The following is a 17,323-nucleotide window of genomic DNA, read 5'->3' as shown; positions in this document are numbered from 1 at the left end:
GTTTTTGATCGTTCGAAGTAGCGATCGATGAACGAAATATCGAACGATCAGGGACCCGCATGAGCGACGCACCGCACACCGCCCGTTTCACCCTCGACCCCGCCTTCACCGTCTCGGCCGTCGACCCGCGCCTGTTCGGCTCCTTCGTGGAGCACCTGGGCCGGTGCGTCTACACGGGCATCTACGAGCCCGGCCACCCCACCGCGGACGAGGCGGGACTGCGCGGCGACGTGCTCGACCTGATCCGCGAACTCGGCGTCACGGCCCTGCGCTACCCCGGCGGCAACTTCGTCTCCGGCTACAAGTGGGAGGACGGCGTCGGCCCCAAGGACGAGCGCCCCCGGCGGCTGGACCTGGCCTGGCGCTCCACCGAGAGCAACCGGTTCGGGCTGAGCGAGTTCGTCGACTTCGTCCGCAAGGTCGGCGGCGAGCCGATGCTCGCGATCAACCTGGGCACCCGCGGCGTCGCCGAGGCCATCGAGCTCCAGGAGTACGCCAACCACCCGGGCGGCACCGAACTGTCCGAACGCCGCATCGCGCACGGCGACAAGGACCCGTTCGGGATCAAGCTGTGGTGCCTGGGCAACGAGATGGACGGCCCCTGGCAGACCGGGCACAAGACGGCCGAGGAGTACGGCCGCCTGGCCGCCGAGACCGCCCGCGCCATGCGGCAGATCGACCCGGACGTCGAACTGGTCGCGTGCGGCAGTTCCAGCCAGTCCATGGCCACGTTCGCGGCCTGGGAGGCGACCGTTCTCGAACACTCCTATGAGCTGGTCGACCACATATCGCTGCACGCGTACTACTACGAGCAGAACGGCGACCGGGACTCCTTCCTCGCCTCGGCCGTGGACACCGAGTCGTTCATCGAGAACGTCGTCGCGACCGCCGACCACGTCGGCGCGCGCCTGAAGTCGAAGAAGAAGATCAACCTCTCCTTCGACGAATGGAACGTGTGGTACCAGGACGGCAGCGCGCCGACCCTGTCGGGCGAGGCGCGCGGTGACGACTGGGCGGAGGCGCCGCGGCTCCTTGAGGACAACTACAGCGTCACCGACGCCGTCGTCTTCGGCACCCTGCTGATCGCGCTGCTGCGGCACGCCGACCGGGTCAAGGTCGCGTGCCTGGCCCAGCTCGTCAACGTGATCGCGCCGATCGCCACGGAGCCGGGCGGCACGGCGTGGCGGCAGACGACGTTCTACCCGTTCGCGCAGGCGTCGGCGCACGGCCGCGGCACCGTGCTCGACGTGCGCGTGGCCGGGCCGCGCCACCACACCGAGCGGTTCGGCGAGGTCGACCTGCTGCACGCGACCGCCGTGCGCGACGAGGAGACGGGCGCCGTCACCGTCTTCGCCGTCAACCGCGACAGGACCAGGAGCCTGCCGCTCGAAGTGGTCCTGCACGGACTCGGGTTGACCGAGGTCGCCGAGCACAGCGTGCTCTCCGACGCCGACCCCGACGCCCGCAACACCGCCGCCGAGCCCGAGCGGGTGACCCCGCACGCCGCCGAGGGCACCGCGCTGGCCGACGGCGTGCTCACGGCCACGCTCGAACCGCTGTCCTGGAACGTCATCAGGCTCGCCTGACCCGGCCCGCCCACCGGCCGCCGAGGACCGGGACCGCCGCCGCCCGTGGCACGAACCGGGCGCCGGCGGTCCCGCAGTTCCGCCGCCCGGCGGCCCGGCGCCGTGTCCGCTCCATCCCGTGTTCACCTTTTCCTCCCAGAGTGCTCGCGGCAGGATGTCGGCCGAAGAACCACCTGGGAGCGTCAGCATGGGCCACCACCACGGACCCCACGGGCATCACCACCACCACGATCACGACCACGGGGCCGAGTCACGTCCGCTGCCCGCGGCCATGGACCCGGCGGTGCCCGACAGCGAGCTGAGCCCCGACCAGCTGTCCCGGCGCGGCATGCTGCGCCGCGCGGGCCTGCTCGGCGCGGGCGCCGCCTCGGCGAGCGTGCTCGGCACCGCGGCGGCGGCAGCCGCGACGCCGGCCGGCCGCGGCGGAAACGGCAATGGCAACGGGCGGGGCAACGGGCGCGGCCGGCGGCTGCACTGGCTCGCGGGCGACCACCACATCCACACCCAGTACAGCTCCGACGCCATGTACCGGGTCGTCGACCAGGTCGGCAACGGCGCCAGGTACGGCCTGGACTGGATGGTCATCACCGACCACGGCAGCGTCAACCACTCCCGCATCGGCGTCGAGCGCGTCAACCCCGACATCAGGCGCGCGCGCGAGGAGTACCGGGACACCCTGGTCTTCCAGGGCCTTGAGTGGAACATCCCGGCGGCCGAGCACGCCACCGTCTTCGTGCACCCGGGGCGCAACGAGGTCTCCGTGCTCAAGCAGTTCGAGACGGACTACGACGGCAGTGTGCGCGGCGCCACCGACAGCACCCCGCGCAACGAGGCCCTGGCCATCGCCGGGCTCGACTTCCTCGCCGAGCAGGTGCGCCGCCGCCGCGTCGACGACGCCCTGATGCTGGCCAACCACCCCTCGCGCAAGGGCATCGACTCCCCGCACGAGATCCGCGGCTGGCGCGACGCGCAGCCGCGGATCGCCGTCGGCTTCGAGGGCGCGCCCGGCCACCAGGCGGCCGGCATCCCCGACCCGCACGGCCCCGGCACCGGGCGCGGCTACTACACCTCGTCGCCCGACGCGAACTCCTTCCCCGGCTACCCGGCCGAGAGCTACCGCACCTGGGGCGGCTTCGACTGGATGACCGCGACCGTCGGCGGCCTGTGGGACAGCCTGCTCTCCGAGGGCAAGCCGTGGTGGATCACCGCCAACTCCGACTCGCACAGCAACTACGGCGACACCGCCGCCCGCCCCGAGGGCACCGACTTCAACGCCAACGGCTACCACGACGACCCCGTGTACGCCGGTGCGGGACTCAACCTGTCGGCGGGCGACTTCTGGCCCGGCCAGTACAGCCGCACGCACGTCGGCGCCCACGACTTCTCCTACGGCGCGGTCATGGACGGCATCCGCGAGGGCCGGATCTGGGTCGACCACGGCGGGCTCATCTCGGGTCTCGACGCCCAGCTGCGCGGCGGCAACCGGTCCGCGACGCTCGGCGGCACCCTCCACGTCAGGCGCGGCACCCAGGTGGAGCTGGTCCTGGAGATCGCCCTGGCCAACGGCCCCAACTGGGCCCAGTTCGTGCCCACCCTGGCCCGCGTCGACGTCATCAGGGGCGCGGTCACCGGCCACGCCTCCGACCGCGACACCCTGCGCGCGCCGGAGACGAAGGTCGTCAAGTCCTTCGAGGTCAACGAGTCCACCGGCACGGTCACGCTCACCTACCGGCTCGGCCGCGTGGACCGGCCCGGCTACGTGCGCGTCCGGGGCACCGACGGCAATCGCAGCCAGCCCGGCCTGCACGGCGCCGACGTGGACCCGGCGGGCCCCGCGCTCGACGTGCTCGGCGACGCGGACCCGTGGCTCGACCTGTGGTTCTACTCCAACCCGATCTGGGTGCTCCCCGAGTGATCGTCCTCGGTCTCGACGGCGGCGCGCGGTCCCCGCGCGACGCCGACCACCTGCTGCACCGGCTGGCGGAACGGCTCCCGCTGCCGGCCGGTGCCCAGGGCTGCACGCACCCGGTGCGCGGCGCGGCGCCCGGCGTCGCGCTGTCCCTGACGCTGCCAGAGGCCGCGGCCGGCCCGGTCTTCGACCGGCTGCGCGAGGGCGCGGCGGGCGCGGACCTCGCGGTGGTGTGGCCGGGCCGCGGCGAGGCCGGGCCGACCGAGGGCCGTGCCGCCGCGGCGGCCGGCGCCGAGGCGGCGGCGGAGGGCACCGGCCGCGCGGTGCTCTTCGACGGCTGGGAGGCGCTGACCGGCGAGCTGACGCTCGGCGAGGTGTTCGCGCGCAGCGCGATCACCCGCGCCGAGGCGCTCGGCGGCGCCGAGCCGCCGGAGTCGGCCGTGCTGGACACCCGGGGGCACGTGCGGCCGGAACGGCACGCGGGGGCGCTGCTGCTGCGCCTGATGCCCGCGCGCGGCGGCCGGTACGTGCCGTTCGAGATCCCGGACCCGCACCCCTGCTGCGGCGGGGACCACTGAAAGCCCGTGGCGGACGGCGGCAGGCAGTGGCTTCGGGGGATGGCGAAGACCCACGTGAGCCTCATGCTTGAGGAGTCCGCGGCCGAGATGGCGCGGCAGGCCGCCCGGGCCCGGCGGGTGCCGGTGGACGAGTACGTCGAGCGGCTGATCAGGGCCGACGAGGAGGTGCGCGGGACCTTCCTGGCCGGTGCCCAGAAGGTGCTCGACTCCTTCGGCGACCTGATCGACGGGATCGATGGGATCGGGGAGGACACCCGGGGCCGCCCGTCGGCGCCGGGTCCACTCGGCACGGTGTCACCGCCCCCGCCACCGAGCTGAAGCGCCCCGAGGCCACCGCGGCCTCGGTCGCCGCCGTCCTGCGCGGCCGGGGCGGCTGACCCGCCGGTGGTGCCCCGCGGCCTCGCGGGGCACCACCGGGCGGCGTCAGTGGGCCGAGAACGCGTGCACGGTCGTGGAGCGGTAGGTCTCGCCGGGCCGCAGGACCGTGCTGGGGAAGTGCGGCTGGTTGGGGGAGTCGGGGAAGGCTTGCGTCTCCAGGCACAGGCCGTCGCCCTGCCGGTAGGCCCGCCCCGAGGTGCCGACCAGGGTCCCGTCGAGGAAGTTGCCGCTGTAGAACTGCACACCCGGCTCGGTCGTCGACACCGTCATCCGCCGACCCGACGCGGGGTCGTGCAGGGACGCGACGCGTTCCGGACCGGCCGTGGTGCCCTTGTCGAGCACGAGGTTGTGGTCGTAGCCCTGCGCGCGCAGCAGCTGCGGGTGGCCCGCGCGCAGGTCGTCGCCGACCGCCTTCTCCTTCCTGAAGTCGAACGGGGTGCCGTCCACCGGCGCCAGCTCGCCGGTGGGGATGAGGGTGTCCCCGACGGGCGTGTAGCGGCCGGCGGCCACCGAGAGCCTGTGGTCCTGGATGTCGCCGCTGCCCTCGCCCGCGAGGTTGAAGTAGATGTGGCTGGTGAGGTTGACGACCGTGGGCGCGTCGGTGGTGGCCAGGTAGTCGATGCGGAACTCGCCCTCGTCCGTGAGGGAGTAGTCCACGCGGACCTCCAGCGTTCCCGGGTAGCCCGCGTGCCCGGCCGGGCTGGTGTGCCGCAGGGTGAGGGCGGCGGGGCCCGCGGGCGCGACCCGCCACACCTGGCGGTCGAACCCGTCGCCGCCGCCGTGCAGGCTGTTCCCGCCGTCGTTGAGCGGCAGCCGGTGCTCGCGGCCCTCCAGCGTGAAGCGCCCGCCGGCCACGCGGTTGCCGTACCGCCCGATCAGCGCGCCGAAGTACGGCGCGTCGGCGTAGGGGGCGAGGCGGTCGAAGCCGAGCGACACGTTCGCCCGGCGCCCTGCGCGGTCGGGCACGTCGAGGGACTGCACGATCCCGCCCAGGCTGAGCACGGCCACGCGAAGCCCGCCGCGCTCCAGCGTCCAGCGTTCGACCGGGGTCCCGTCGGGCAGCCGGCCGAACTCCTCGCGCAGGGGGGCGCCGCCCGCCGCCGGGCCGTCCGGCGCGGTGGCGGGCGGGGCGGCGGGCACCCCCGCGGTCGGCAGCCGGCGGGCGACCGATTCGGGCGTGGCGCGTGGGGTGGTGGACATGGGGTGGTGCTCCTCGTGACAGCGATCAGGCCCGGGTGTTCAGGCCCCGGCGTTTGTTCCAGACGTCGAAGGCGACGGCGACGAGCAGCACCAGGCCCTTGATGACCTGCTGCCAGTCCTCACCGATCTTCAAGAGTTGCATGCCGTTGTCGAGGACGCCGAGGACGAGCCCGCCGATGACGGCCCCGAGCACGGTGCCGACGCCGCCGCTCATGGAGGCACCGCCGATGAACGCCGCGGCGATGGCCTCAAGTTCGAAGAGGTTGCCGGCGCCCGTGGTCGCGGTGCCGGTGCGGGCGGTGAACACGCAGCCCGCCAGCGCGGCCAGCACGCCCATGTTGATGAACACGGCCATCGTGACCCGGCGGTTCTTCACGCCGGACAGCTCGGCCGCGGCCCGGTTGCCGCCCAGCGCGTAGACGTGGCGGCCCAGCACGGAGTTGCGCATGACGAAGCCGAGCAGCACCAGCAGGCCGCCGAGGATCAGCAGGACCACGGGCGCGCCCCGGTAGCTGGCCAGCGTCAGCGAGAACGCCATGACGGCCGCGACGATGGCGGCGCACTTGAGCAGGAAGAGGTTGAGCGGCAGGACGTTCAGGTCGTACTCGCGCTGCTGGCCGCGGCGGCGCCACTCCTGGATCAGCACGGTGGCGCACACGGCGACGCCGAGCAGGACGGTGAGGTTGTGGTAGTTGGTGTCGGGCCCGAACTCGGGCAGGAAGCCCTGGTTGATGTCCTGGAAGCCCTGGGGGAGTCCCGACCAGGTGCGGCCTTCGAGCAGGATGCGGGTGGCGCCCCGGAAGAGCAGCATGCCCGCCAGCGTGACGATGAACGACGGCAGCCCGACGTAGGCGATCCAGAAGCCCTGCCAGGCGCCGATGGCGGCGCCGATGAGCAGCGCGAAGAAGAGGGCGAGCTGCCAGGGCACGTCGTGTTCGAGCATCATCACGGCGGCGGCGGCCCCGGCGAAGCCGGCCACGGAGCCGACGGACAGGTCGATGTGGCCGTTGATGATGACGATCATCATCCCGACCGCGAGGATCAGGATGTAGCCGTTCTGGTTGATGATGTTGCTGACGTTCCGGGGCAGGAGCACGTCGCCGCCGGTCCAGACCTGGAAGACGGCGAGCAGCGCGACCAGCGCGATGAGCATCCCGTACTGGCGCATGTTGCCGCGCAGCGCGGTGACCACCACGCGGGCCAGGCCGCCCCCGCGCGCCCCGGCGTCCCTGCCGGTCGTTTCCTGCGGCATCTCACCCCTCCTCGTCGCGTCGTGCATCCGTGGCGGCGTCCGTGGACGACCCGTTCTCCGTGCGTGTCATCAGCCGCATCAGCGACTCCTGCGTGGCCTCCGCGCGGCTCTGCACCCCGGTCAGGCGGCCGGCGGCCATGGTGGCGATCCGGTCGCACACGCCCAGGAGTTCCGACAGCTCGGAGGAGATGAGGACGATGGCCCTGCCCTCGGCGGTCAGGCGGTCGATGACGGTGTAGATCTCGGACTTCGCGCCCACGTCGATCCCGCGGGTCGGCTCGTCGAGGATGAGGACGTCGGGCTCGGTGTTGATCCAGTTGCTGAGGACGACCTTCTGCTGGTTGCCGCCGGACAGCCGCCCCACCTGCTCGAACACCGTGGGTGCCTTGATGTTCATCGACGCGCGGAACCGTTCGGCGACCCGCGTCTCCGTGTGCCGGTCGATCACGCCGCGCCTGGCCAGCCGCGGCAGCCCGGCCAGCGAGACGTTGCGGGCGATGGTGTCGATGAGGTTCAGCCCGTACGTCTTGCGGTCCTCCGTGACGTACGCGATGCCGGCGGCGATGGCGTCGGGCACGGTCCTGGTGGACACCTCGCGGTCGTGGACGCGGACAGTGCCGCGTTCGTAACGCCCCCAGGAGCGGCCGAACACGCTCATGGCCAACTCGGTGCGGCCCGCGCCCATCAGCCCCGCGATGCCCAGGATCTCCCCGTGCCGCACCTCGAACGACACGGAGTCGACCACGCGCCGCTGCTGGTCCAGGGGGTGCCGCACCGTCCAGTCCCGCACCGCCATCGCGACCTGCCCGGCCCGCTCCCCGGTGTAGGGGGTGCGCCTGGGGTAGAACTGGGTCAGCTCCCGGCCGACCATGCCGCGGATGATGCGGTCCTCGGGGATGTCGGGCGGCGCGCCGGGCGCCGGGCGCACCGGCAGGGTCTCCACCGTCCGCCCGTCCCGCAGGATGGTCACCGAGTCGGCGATCCGCCGCACCTCGTTCAGCTTGTGCGAGATCAGGATGCAGGCGATGCCCTGGCCGCGCAGTCCGTCGACGAGGTCGAGCAGTTTGCGGCTGTCCTCGTCGTTGAGCGCCGCGGTCGGCTCGTCGAGGATCAGCAGTTTGACGCGCTTGGCGAGCGCCTTCGCGATCTCCACGAGCTGCTGCTTGCCCACGCCGAGACCGGCGACGGCCGTCCCCGGGTGCTCGTCCGCCAGGCCGACGCGCCGCATCAGCTCCTCGGTGCGGCGCATCGTGTCGGACCAGGAGATGATGCCGGCCCGGCCGGCGCGTTCGTTGCCGAGGAAGACGTTCTCCGCCACCGACAGGTGGGGGACGAGGGCCAGTTCCTGGTGGATGATGACGATGCCGCGCTCCTCGCTGGCGCGGATGTCCTTGAACGCGCAGGGCCTGCCCTCGAAGAGGATCTCCCCCTCGTAGCTGCCGTGCGGATGCACCCCGCTGAGGATCTTCATCAGCGTGGACTTGCCCGCGCCGTTCTCGCCGCAGACGGCGTGCACCTCGCCAGGCCGCACCGACATGCTGACCCCGTCGAGGGCCCGCACACCGGGGAAGGACTTGCCGATGCCGCGCATCTCCAGCACGTGCTGTTCCATCGTGCGCACTCCTTACCCGTCAGCCGTCGGTGCTCAGCCCAGCTGCTCCTCGGTGTAGTAGCCCTCGTCGATGAGCAGTTGGTAGTTGCTCGCGTCGATGCTGACCGGTTCGAGCAGGTAGGCGGGCACGACCTTGACCCCGTTGTCGTAGCTCTCGGTGTCGTTGACCTCGCACTCCTCGCCGCTCAGCAGCGCGTCGCTCATCGCCACGGCCTGCTCGGCCAGTCGCCTGATGTCCTTGTAGACCGTCTGCGTCTGCTCGCCCGCGACGATCGACTGGACCGAGGCCAGTTCGGCGTCCTGCCCGGTCACCACGGGCAGCGGCTGCGCCTCGGTGCCGTAGCCGACGCTCTCCACGGCGGCCAGCACGCCCAGCGAGATCCCGTCGTAGGGCGAGAGGACCGCGTCGACCCGCTCGGTGCGGTAATCGGTCGTCAGCAGGTCGTCCATGCGGTCCTGCGCCTCGGCGCCGCTCCACTTCTCCGTGGTGATCTCGTTCAGCTCGGTCTGGCCGCTGCGCACGGTCAGCTGCCCGTCGTCGATGAACGGCTGGAGCACGCTCATCGCGCCCCCGAAGAAGTACCGGGTGTTGTTGTCGTCGGCCGAGCCGGCGAACAACTCGATGTTGAACGAGTCGGAGCCGCCCTCGGTCAGGCCGAGCGCGTCCACGATGTACTGCCCCTGGAGCCGGCCGACCTGCTCGTTGTCGAAGGTGGCGTAGCAGTCGACGTGGCCGTGGTCGAGCAGCAGCCGGTCGTAGGAGACGACGGGGATCTCCGCGTCCTCGGCCTGCTGGAGGGCGTTGCCGAGCGAGGAGCCGTCGATCGCGGCGATCACCAGCAGGTCGACGCCCTGGGCGATCATGTTCTCGATCTGGCTGATCTGGTTCTCGATCTGGTCCTCGCCGTACTGGAGGTCGGTCTCGTACCCCGCCTCCTCGAACAGCCGGACGACGTTCTCGCCGTCGGCTATCCAGCGTTCCGAGGAACGCGTCGGCATCGAGATCCCGATGGTGCCCCCCTCCTCGTCCTCGTCCCGTCCGTCGTACAGGCCGCCCCGGCTGTCCCGGCCGCAGGCGGCCAGGGACAGCGCGAGGGCGGCGGCCAGCGCTGTCACGCGGACGGCGGCCGATGCACGGGGCATGAGCGATCACGACCTTTCGGCTGGTGGAACCTCTTCTGTGGTGCCGGTGGTGCGTGTGGTGCCGGTGAAACGGGTGAGCGGTCCCGGCAGGCGCGAACCCAGCGGCGACATGCCGCCGTCCGCGCCGAGCCGGGCCAGCAGGTCGAGGGCCAGCCGCCCGCGGCGCACGCGTTCGCGCGCGCTGCTCAGCGTGACGTCCCGCAGGTGCGCCCCGAACGGGTAGATGCCGGGCGCCTTGCTGAGGCCGAACTTCAGGTAGATCGGCGCGCCCCTGCGGATCAGCTCCGCCGCGTCGTACATGCGCACGTAGCCGCCGAGGTCGTCGGGCGCCTCCAGGTAGAAGTCCAGCGGCACCCGCGTGACGCGCCGGATCTCCGTGAGGTGTTCGAGCGTGAGGTCCGACGGGATGTTGACGGAGTCGGCGCCGAGCCCTTCGTGCACGGCGACGGACGCCGGGTTGACCGGCCCGATGAGGGCGGAGACCTTGAACGTGGTGTCCGCGGGCAGCGTGCCCTGCTCGCGCAGGCGGTGCAGCACCCACAGCACGCCCTCGTCGGCGACGAGCAGGCAGCGCACGCCGAGCGCGGTCGCCCGCAGGGCGTCCTCGACGCAGCCGGCCACCGCGCCGTGGCCGCGGGCCCGCAGGCCGCCGCCGCCCGAGGCGGTGCGGGTCGAGGCGCCGATGTCCCACGAGCCGCGCGGCCCGGTGAACAGGCACAGTTCGACGCCGGCCGCGGCGCACGCGTCGACCATCTCGGTGATCTCCGCGTCGGTGAGCATCCACACGCCGCTGCCCTGGCTGATGCGGTGGACGGGCACGTCGAGCCTGGCGGCCTCGGCGAGCACGGTGTGCAGTGCCTCGGGGCCCTCGACCGAGGGTATTTCGGTGCGCCACCCGCCCCCGTCGGGGAACGAGTGCGGCGATGCGTCGGCGGGGTCGGCCACGGGCGTCGCGTAGCCGAGCGAGGCCAGGGCGGCCTGGCCCGGCAGGCGGGGGGCGGGGGCGGACTCAGACACGGTGCTCCAGTGTTCGCGGTGGTTCGGTATCTCGTGCGTGGTTCGGTCTCATCGGCAGCATGCGCCCCTATGGCTTCAGCAGTACCTTGCCCACTTCCGGGTCGCCACTACCGACGAGTTCGACAGCAACCCCGAAGGATTCGAGCGGGAGTTGATGAGTGATCAACGCGGCGGGCCGCAGCAGGCCGGCGGCGAAGGCGCGGGTGGCGTGGGCCCAGGCGGCGGGCGGCGCGCCGAAGACGCCGGCCACGGTGAGCTGGCTCACCGCCAGGTGCACCGGGTCGATGCCGTGCGCGCCGGGGGCGGGCAGGCCGGTCAGCACCACCCGGCCGCCCCTGCGGGCGAGGAGGCAGGCGTCGCGCGCGGTGCCCGGCGCTCCCGCGGTCTCCACCACCAGGTCGAACCGGCCGTGCAGCCCGGCCGCCTCCTCGGGAGTGACGGCGCGGTGCGCGCCGAACGCCCGCGCCTGCTCGCCCGGCCGCTTCCTCGGGTCGACGGCCGTCAGCTCGGCGGGCGAGGCGGCGGCGAGCAGTTGCACCGCGAGCAGCCCGAGCGTGCCCGCGCCCACCACGGCCACCCGCTCCGCCGCCCTGGGGGCGGCGCGCAGCACGGCGGCGGCGACGACGGCCGCGGGTTCGAGCAGCGCGGCGGCGGTCAGGTCGGCGTCGTCGGGCAGCAGGTGCAGCAGCCGCGCGGGCAGCACGAGGTGGTCGGCGAACGCGCCCGGCCGGGTGAACCCGGTCTCCTCGTAGCCCGCGGTGCACAGGCTGGTCTCGCCGGTCCGGCAGCGGTCGCAGGTGCCGCAGGCCCGGAAGCCCTCGCCGGTGGTCTTGCGGCCCACGAGCGCCGGGTCGGTGCCAGGACCGACCGCGGCCACGGTGCCCGACCACTCGTGCCCTGGCACCACGGGGTAGCGCACGTAGCCCTCGGCCCTGGTGCCCTCGTACACCTCGCGGTCGCTCGCGCAGACGCCGGCCGCGTGCACCGCGACCCGCACCTCGCCAGGACCCGGCTCGGGCGGCGCGGCGGCGGCCACCAGCCGGTGCCGCCCCGGCGCCTCGACGAGGACGCTGCGCGCCTCGGTCACTGGCCGCCCTTCCCGTCCCGCTTCTCCCAGCCCTCGGCCCACAGGTCGAAGTGCGCCTGCTGCTGCGGGAACTCGGCCGCCGCGTCCACGTCCAGCCGCACGCCGAGGCCCGGTTCCTCGGAGAGCGTGAAGTAGCCGTCGACGACCTCGGGCGCGTTTTTGACGACCTTCTTGATCTCCGCGTCGGCGAAGTCGTTGAAGTGTTCGAGGATCTTGAAGTTGGGCGTGCAGCCCGCGAGCTGGAGGCTGGCGGCGGTCAGCACGGAGCCGCCCACGTTGTGCGGGGCGACCAGCACGTAGTGCGTCTCCGCGGTCGCGGCGAGCTTGCGCATCTCGCCGATGCCGCCCGTGTGGCCGAGGTCGGGCTGGATGATGTCGACGGCCTGCGACTCGAACAGCTCGCGGAACTCGATGCGGTCGTGGATGCGTTCGCCGGTCGCGATGGGGAGCGTCGTCTTCTCCGCCACCTTGGCCAGGGCCTTCAGGTTCTCCGGCGGCACCGGCTCCTCAAGCCACGCGGGCTGGAACGGCTCCAGTTCCCTGGCCAGCCGGATCGCCGTCGCGGGCGAGAACCGGCCGTGCATCTCAAGCAGCAGCTCGCGCTCGGGCCCGATCGCGTCCCTGACCGCCTCGACCAGGGAGAGGGAGCGCACGGTCTCGGCGTGGTCGAGTTCGAAACTGCCCGTGCCGAACGGGTCGAGCTTGAGCGCCTGGTAGCCGCGCTCGACCACGGCCCGCGCGGCCTCGTGGAACGCCTCGGGGGTGCGCTCGACGGTGTACCAGCCGTTCGCGTACGCCTTGACCCGGTTGTCCGAGGCGTTCGCGCGACCGCCGAGCAGCTGCCACACCGGGACGCCGAGCGCCTGGCCCTTGATGTCCCAGCAGGCCATCTCGACGCAGGCGATGCCCGACATGACGATCTCGCCGGCCCGCCCGTAGTCGCCGTACTTCATGCGGCGGACCAGGTCCTCGACGGCGAACGGGTCGGAGCCCGCCACGTGGTTGGCCTCCGCCTCCCGCAGGTAGCCGATCAGCGCGTCGGTGTGCCCGAGCATGCGGGTCTCGCCGACACCGGTCAGGCCCTCATCGGTGTGCACCTGAACGTAGGTGAGGTTCCGCCAGGGCGTTCCGACGACATGCGTACTGATTCCGGTGATGCGCACGGGAGCCAACCCTCCGCCTGTTCGATATTTCGTCAACCGTTCGAAATGCTGACGAGAACGTAATGAGCGGGCGCGCGACCTGTCAATGGTTACGCCCTGCCCGGCAACTTGGGAACCCCGCGGCCCCCGGCGCTCACCCCTCCGCCGTGACCTGCTCGTAGGCCAGCGCCGCGAGCACCGACTGCCCCTCCCGGCTCGGGTGGAACCAGTCCCAGTCGCTCAGGTGGCCCGCGGTGAAGTCGTAGTCGAAGACCGCGCCACCGTCGTACCGGCACAGCGCGTCCGCCGCGCACACCTCGGCCAGCACCTCGTTGTACTCCCGCACCCGGGCCCGCACCGACGCGCGCCGCTCCTGGGCGGCGGCCGACGTGTCCTGCGCGTCCGCCAGGATCGAGGGGCAGATGTCGGCCATCCGCCACACCGAGCGCGCGAGCAGCGACTCCGACCCCTGCGACCACAGCCGCATCAGGTCGGGCACGCTGGCGACGTACACCTGGGTGTCCGGCGACTGGGTGCGGACGATGTCCACCGTCTCGGTGACGTGCGCGCGGAAATCCGCGACCGGTGTCATCGCCGCCGCGTCCGGCGCGCACGCGTCGTTCCCGCCGATCAGCACGGTCAGCAGCCCGGGCTCGTGGGCCGCGGCCCGCCGCGCCTGCTCCGGCAGGTCGGCGGCCCGCGCGCCGGACTCGGCCAGGTTCCACGTGCGTTCGGCCAGGGACGGGTCGTTCCCGATCAACTGCCGCGCCAGGCTGGTCACCCCCGTGTCGGTCCCCGTCGCCCAGGACGCCTCGGGGCAGTCCGCGAGCGGGGCGCAGGCGTCGAAGGCGCGGGTGATGGAGTCGCCGATGGCGGCCACCGACTCGGGCCCGGTGTCCCACTCCGTGCCGGCCGGCGTGCTCCGCTCGCCCGCCTCCCGGTCCCGGCCGCCCGGGTCGTCGTCCGTTCCCTGCCCGGTGCAGGCCGTGAGCACGAGGGCGGCGAGCGCGGACAGGGCGATGGGCCGGCGGCGAGGCGGCATGGGGGCTCCCGGTGTGTCGAGTGCGGTCCTTGGCGTCCACGGTGTCGCACGGGAGCGATAGTTTGGGACCCGGTGAATGGCGGCGACAAGGGTGCCCGACGTGCGCCCCTCTCCAGAGTAGGAGATGACCGCACGTCACACGCTGTCCAATTTGCCGAGAATTGGCGTGAATGCTGTTTACTGTTCGTGCGCGACGTCGGGTCGTCGGGGGCGCCTTGAGGATCGCGGTGGGCGCAGGCTGGCAAGAGTGGAGGTCCCGATGACGACACGTGGCGTTCTGTATGTGCACTCGGCCCCGCGCGCCCTGTGCCCGCACATCGAGTGGGCCGTCACCGGGGTGCTCGGCGCCCGCGTCGGCCTGGACTGGACCAGACAGCCCGCCGCCCCCGGCACCTGGCGGGCCGAGCTGTCCTGGCAGGGCGAGCCGGCCGCCGCCTCCAAGCTCGCCTCCGCGCTGCGCGGCTGGCACCTGCTGCGCTTCGAGGTCACCGCCGAGCCGACGGCGGCCACCGAGGGCGAGCGCTACAGCTGCACCCCCGAGTTGGGCATCTACCACGCCGTGACCGGCCTGCACGGGGACATCATGATCCCTGAGGACCGGCTGCGCGCCGCCGCCGCCAGGGCCGCGGCAGGCGAGTGCGACCTCCAGGCGGAGATCGCCCGGCTGCTCGGCAAGCCGTGGGACGACGAGCTGGAGCCGTTCAGGTACGCGGGCGAGGGCGCTCCCGTCCGATGGCTGCACCAGGTCGTCTGATACACACAGGTCGTCTGATACACAGGGGCACAGGACGGCGAGGGCCGCAGGACGACACGGAACGACGGGGGACCCCGCGATGACTTCGGCAGCAGTGCTCGGAACCGGCATCATGGGCGCCGCGATGGCGCGCAACCTCTGCCGCGCCGGAATCGAGGTCCGCGTGTGGAACCGTACCCGGGCCAAGGCGGAGCCGCTTGAGGCGGCGGGCGCCCGCGTCGCCGACGACCCGGCCGACGCCGTGCGCGGCGCCGACCTCGTGCTCACCGTGCTCCACGACTCCGCGGCCACCCTCTCCGCCATGAGCGCCGCCGGGCCCGGCCTCGCGGCCGGCACCGTCTGGCTCCAGTGCACCACCGCGGGCATCGAGGGGCTGCCCCCGCTGGCCGGGTTCGCGCGGGAGCACGGCCTGCTGTTCGTCGACGCCCCCGTGCTCGGCACCCGCGCCCCCGCGGAGGCGGGGCAGCTGACGGTGCTCGCCGCGGGCCCAGAGGCGGCCAGGGGACCGGCCGCCCCGGCGCTGGACGCCGTGGGCGCGCGCACCGTGTGGGTCGGGGAGGAACCGGGCGCGGCCACCCGCCTGAAGCTGGTCTGCAACAGCTGGGTCCTGGCCCTCACCCACGGCACCGCCGAGGCCCTGGCCCTCGCGGCCGGGCTCGGCGTCGACCCGCAGGACTTCCTCGACACGATCGAGGGCGGCCCGCTGGACAACGGCTACCTGCGGGCCAAGTCGGCGGCCATCCGGTCGGGTGAACTCGACCCCAGCTTCTCGGTCGACACCGCGGTCAAGGACGCCCGCCTCATCGTCGCGGCGGGCGAGGCGGCGGGCGTCCGCCTCGACGTCGCGGAGGCCGGCGCTGAGCGGCTGCGGCGCACCTCGGAACTCGGCCGGGGCGGCCAGGACATGGCCGCCTCCTACTGGGCGAGCTTCCCGCCGCCCGCGGCCGGCTGAGGCATCGGGGAGAGCAGCCGCTCCACGGCGGCGCCCGCGTGGCGGGCCGCGGCCGGGTCGCCGTGCAACTGGATCGCGTGGTTCAGGCTCATCATCACCCCGTACAGCTCGAAGACCAGTTGCGCCGGGTCCGTGCCCGGCGGCAGGTCGCCGGCCCGCACCGCCGTCCGCACCTCGGCGCAGACCCGGCCCCGCCACGCCCGGAACTGCCGCCGCAGCAGCACGCGCACCGGCCCGCCCCTGCCGTCCTGCTCGAACGTGGCGCTGACGAACGGGCACCCGCCGGGGAACACCCCGCGCGTCAGGTACGAGATCCACGCCGCGCACAGCGCCCGCAGCCGCGGCAGCCCGGGCGGCGCGCCCGCGGCCGGCCGCCACACCTCGGCGTTGAAGACCACGGCGGCCCGTTCGAGCGCGGCCAGTTGCAGCGCCTGCTTGGTGCCGAAGTGGCCGAGCACGCCCGACTTGCTGAGGCCGAGATCCGCCGCGAGGCGGCCGATCGTGAGCCCTTCGAGGCCGTCGACCGAGGCCAGGGCCAGACCGCGCTCGATGATGCGCTCGCGGGTGCGGGCCGCCTCGGCCGCGGAGTGGCGGGGACTCATGCCCCCAACTATAGAGTGCGACCGTTCGGTAGTTATATTGCCTCCATGACGCGCATCTCCGCACTCGGCCACCACCAGCCCGAGCATGTGATGACCAACGAGGACCTGACCCGGCTGGTGGACACCAGCGACGAGTGGATCGTCAGGCGCACCGGCATCGCCACGCGCCGCATCGCGCGAGAGGAGTCGGTCGCGGACCTGGCCACCGCCGCGGCGGGCAAGGCACTGGCCGGGGCGGGGCTCGACCCGGACGCCATCGGCCAGGTGATCGTGGCCACGTGCAGCGCGATCGACCGGGTGCCCTCCATCGCCGCGCAGGTCGCCGGCCGCCTCGGCATACCGGCGGCCGTCGCCTTCGACCTGAACAACGGCTGCGCCGGCTTCACCACGGCCCTGGCCACCGCCGACCACGCCGTGCGGGCCGGCGCCGCCCGGCACGCGCTGGTCATCGGCGCGGAGAAGATGTCGGACGTCACGGACTGGACCGACCGCAGCAGTTGCGTGCTGCTCGGCGACGGCGCGGGCGCGGCCGTGGTCAGCGCGGACGGCGACGAGAACGGCATCGGGCCGGTCGTGTGGGGCTCCGACCCGTCCAGGCGGGACACCGTGCGCATGCGGGACGCCTGGCAGCCGCGGTTCGCGCAGGACGGGCAGAGCGTGTTCCGCTGGGCCACCACGGAACTGGCCCCGTACGCCCGCGAGGCGTGCCGGCGGGCCGGGATCGGCACCGGCGACCTCGCCGGGATCGTCACCCACCAGGCGAACCTGCGCATCATCGAGGCCCTCGTCCGCCAGCTCGACGCGCCGCGGGCCGTCGTCGCGCAGGACGTGGTGGAGTCGGGGAACACCTCGGCGGCGTCCGTGCCGCTCGCCCTCGCCAAGCTCGTCGAACGCCGCGCCGTGCCCGCGGGCGCCCCCGTGCTCCTCTTCGCGTTCGGCGGCGGCCTCTCCTGGGCGGGGCAGGTCGTGCGCTGCCCGTGAGACGCGGGCGGGCCGCCCCCGCCGGTGGACGCGCGCGGGGCCCGGCACCGAGAACGACGGTGCCGGGCCCCGCGCTTCGCGTCCCGCG

Annotated in this window: 16 protein-coding genes; 7 read left to right on the top strand and 9 right to left on the bottom strand. The window is 73.1% G+C overall.

Translation table 11 applies throughout. From position 1 onward, the window contains the following. The first annotated feature begins 59 nt into the window (after nt 1-59). The 4 genes from arfA (at nt 60) to LC193_RS06845 (ending at nt 4,391) form a co-directional block, all read left to right on the top strand. The gene (gene arfA / locus LC193_RS06860) at nt 60-1,586 is read left to right on the top strand and encodes an arabinosylfuranosidase ArfA (protein WP_226072564.1); all 1,527 of its coding nucleotides are present in this window, start codon (nt 60-62) and stop codon (nt 1,584-1,586) included. A 187-nt stretch (nt 1,587-1,773) separates the two neighbouring features. Then, nucleotides 1,774-3,501, top strand: coding sequence for a PHP domain-containing protein (locus LC193_RS06855; protein ID WP_226072563.1), 1,728 nt, complete (start codon nt 1,774-1,776; stop codon nt 3,499-3,501). Beyond that, nucleotides 3,498-4,073: a hypothetical protein gene (locus tag LC193_RS06850; protein ID WP_226072562.1), complete on the top strand. Its 576-nt coding sequence runs from the start codon at nt 3,498-3,500 to the stop codon at nt 4,071-4,073. Before LC193_RS06855 ends, LC193_RS06850 begins: the two co-directional genes overlap by 4 nt. A gap of 39 nt (nt 4,074-4,112) precedes the next feature. Beyond that, complete coding sequence (locus tag LC193_RS06845; protein WP_226072561.1) at nt 4,113-4,391, top strand: hypothetical protein; 279 nt, start codon at nt 4,113-4,115, stop codon at nt 4,389-4,391. Between the two features lie 105 nt (nt 4,392-4,496). On the opposite strand, the gene LC193_RS06840 is transcribed toward LC193_RS06845, so the two are convergent. The 8 genes from LC193_RS06840 to LC193_RS06805 form a co-directional block, all read right to left on the bottom strand. Further along, nucleotides 4,497-5,651, bottom strand: coding sequence for an aldose epimerase family protein (locus tag LC193_RS06840; protein WP_226072560.1), 1,155 nt, complete (start codon nt 5,649-5,651; stop codon nt 4,497-4,499). Between the two features lie 25 nt (nt 5,652-5,676). Beyond that, complete coding sequence (gene mmsB / locus LC193_RS06835; RefSeq protein WP_404819360.1) at nt 5,677-6,930, bottom strand: multiple monosaccharide ABC transporter permease; 1,254 nt, start codon at nt 6,928-6,930, stop codon at nt 5,677-5,679. Continuing rightward, nucleotides 6,905-8,515 carry an ATP-binding cassette domain-containing protein gene (locus LC193_RS06830; protein ID WP_226072558.1) on the bottom strand — a complete coding sequence of 537 codons (1,611 nt, stop codon included), beginning with the start codon at nt 8,513-8,515 and terminating at the stop codon, nt 6,905-6,907. The genes mmsB and LC193_RS06830 overlap by 26 nt, the downstream gene beginning before the upstream one ends. Nucleotides 8,516-8,548: 33 nt before the next feature. Beyond that, nucleotides 8,549-9,658 (bottom strand): multiple monosaccharide ABC transporter substrate-binding protein, encoded by a 1,110-nt coding sequence (gene chvE, locus LC193_RS06825; protein WP_226072556.1) that lies wholly within the window; start codon nt 9,656-9,658, stop codon nt 8,549-8,551. Between the two features lie 6 nt (nt 9,659-9,664). Further along, nucleotides 9,665-10,675, bottom strand: a complete 1,011-nt coding sequence (locus LC193_RS06820) for a hypothetical protein (RefSeq protein ID WP_226072554.1) — start codon at nt 10,673-10,675, stop codon at nt 9,665-9,667. Nucleotides 10,676-10,742: 67 nt separating this feature from the next. After that, nucleotides 10,743-11,762, bottom strand: a complete 1,020-nt coding sequence (locus tag LC193_RS06815; RefSeq protein ID WP_226072552.1) for a zinc-dependent alcohol dehydrogenase — start codon at nt 11,760-11,762, stop codon at nt 10,743-10,745. Next, on the bottom strand, nt 11,759-12,925 hold the full coding sequence (locus tag LC193_RS06810; RefSeq protein ID WP_226072550.1) for a mandelate racemase/muconate lactonizing enzyme family protein: 1,167 nt from the start codon (nt 12,923-12,925) through the stop codon (nt 11,759-11,761). Before LC193_RS06810 ends, LC193_RS06815 begins: the two co-directional genes overlap by 4 nt. 133 nt (nt 12,926-13,058) lie before the next feature. Further along, nucleotides 13,059-13,946, bottom strand: a complete 888-nt coding sequence (locus LC193_RS06805; RefSeq protein ID WP_226072547.1) for a GDSL-type esterase/lipase family protein — start codon at nt 13,944-13,946, stop codon at nt 13,059-13,061. Nucleotides 13,947-14,205: 259 nt separating this feature from the next. Between LC193_RS06805 and LC193_RS06800 the strand changes: the two genes are divergently transcribed. Then, complete coding sequence (locus LC193_RS06800; RefSeq protein WP_086160824.1) at nt 14,206-14,700, top strand: DUF3145 domain-containing protein; 495 nt, start codon at nt 14,206-14,208, stop codon at nt 14,698-14,700. A gap of 79 nt (nt 14,701-14,779) precedes the next feature. Then, nucleotides 14,780-15,652, top strand: coding sequence for an NAD(P)-dependent oxidoreductase (locus tag LC193_RS06795; protein WP_226072545.1), 873 nt, complete (start codon nt 14,780-14,782; stop codon nt 15,650-15,652). Here the strand turns inward: LC193_RS06795 and LC193_RS06790 are convergent. Next, on the bottom strand, nt 15,616-16,254 hold the full coding sequence (locus LC193_RS06790; protein ID WP_226072543.1) for a TetR/AcrR family transcriptional regulator: 639 nt from the start codon (nt 16,252-16,254) through the stop codon (nt 15,616-15,618). The genes LC193_RS06795 and LC193_RS06790 overlap by 37 nt on opposite strands. Nucleotides 16,255-16,299: 45 nt before the next feature. Between LC193_RS06790 and LC193_RS06785 the strand changes: the two genes are divergently transcribed. Next, on the top strand, nt 16,300-17,235 hold the full coding sequence (locus LC193_RS06785) for a beta-ketoacyl-ACP synthase III (protein ID WP_226072542.1): 936 nt from the start codon (nt 16,300-16,302) through the stop codon (nt 17,233-17,235). Nucleotides 17,236-17,323: the final 88 nt, after the last annotated feature.

It is taken from the genome of Streptomyces marincola, from assembly GCF_020410765.1.
GTDB lineage: Bacteria > Actinomycetota > Actinomycetes > Streptomycetales > Streptomycetaceae > Streptomyces > Streptomyces marincola.
This window is presented reverse-complemented; position numbering and strand designations above follow the sequence as displayed.

Bases quoted from the DNA above. Each gene is read 5' to 3' on its own strand.
- LC193_RS06790 (WP_226072543.1), bottom strand. From the start codon at position 16,254: ATGAGTCCCCGCCACTCCGCGGCCGAGGCGGCCCGCACCCGCGAGCGC.
- LC193_RS06795 (WP_226072545.1), top strand. From the start codon at position 14,780: ATGACTTCGGCAGCAGTGCTCGGAACCGGCATCATGGGCGCCGCGATG.
- LC193_RS06840 (WP_226072560.1), bottom strand. From the start codon at position 5,651: ATGTCCACCACCCCACGCGCCACGCCCGAATCGGTCGCCCGCCGGCTG.
- LC193_RS06845 (WP_226072561.1), top strand. From the start codon at position 4,113: ATGGCGAAGACCCACGTGAGCCTCATGCTTGAGGAGTCCGCGGCCGAG.
- chvE (WP_226072556.1), bottom strand. From the start codon at position 9,658: ATGCCCCGTGCATCGGCCGCCGTCCGCGTGACAGCGCTGGCCGCCGCC.
- LC193_RS06785 (WP_226072542.1), top strand. From the start codon at position 16,300: ATGACGCGCATCTCCGCACTCGGCCACCACCAGCCCGAGCATGTGATG.
- mmsB (WP_404819360.1), bottom strand. From the start codon at position 6,930: ATGCACGACGCGACGAGGAGGGGTGAGATGCCGCAGGAAACGACCGGC.
- arfA (WP_226072564.1), top strand. From the start codon at position 60: ATGAGCGACGCACCGCACACCGCCCGTTTCACCCTCGACCCCGCCTTC.
- LC193_RS06855 (WP_226072563.1), top strand. From the start codon at position 1,774: ATGGGCCACCACCACGGACCCCACGGGCATCACCACCACCACGATCAC.
- LC193_RS06805 (WP_226072547.1), bottom strand. From the start codon at position 13,946: ATGCCGCCTCGCCGCCGGCCCATCGCCCTGTCCGCGCTCGCCGCCCTC.
- LC193_RS06800 (WP_086160824.1), top strand. From the start codon at position 14,206: ATGACGACACGTGGCGTTCTGTATGTGCACTCGGCCCCGCGCGCCCTG.
- LC193_RS06830 (WP_226072558.1), bottom strand. From the start codon at position 8,515: ATGGAACAGCACGTGCTGGAGATGCGCGGCATCGGCAAGTCCTTCCCC.